At 63.1% G+C, this 320-nt stretch carries 1 protein-coding gene; it reads right to left on the bottom strand.

Annotation, left to right across the window (positions count from 1 at the left end; genetic code table 11):
• Window positions 1–320: EamA family transporter (locus tag GYA94_RS26760; RefSeq protein ID WP_161893464.1), on the bottom strand; the 320-nt coding region annotated here is incomplete at both ends.

Genomic DNA, 320 nt, shown 5'->3' on the forward strand with positions numbered 1-320 from the left:
AGCGCCGCCAGCGCCACTGCAACAAAAGTCACCAGCGGCGTCAGTGCCAGCGTGGCACTCACCCGTGATGCCTCCCAGTGCGCCAGCGCTTCGGCGAACGCGCCATAAGCCACCAGGGTATTCAGGCAGCACGCCAGCAACAGCCAGCCCTGCACCGGGGTCAGTTGCAACGCCTGCAGCGGGTGCACCCAAGGCGTGAGCAGCGCGGCGCAACTGAGGTAGATCACCATCATGACCTGCTGCGAATGCCACACCGTCAACAACTGCTTCTGGCTCAGCGCATAGAACACCCAGATGCTGGTGGCCAGCAATATGGTCAG

Source organism: Pseudomonas juntendi (assembly GCF_009932375.1).
In the GTDB taxonomy this organism is placed as follows: Bacteria; Pseudomonadota; Gammaproteobacteria; order Pseudomonadales; family Pseudomonadaceae; genus Aquipseudomonas; species Aquipseudomonas juntendi.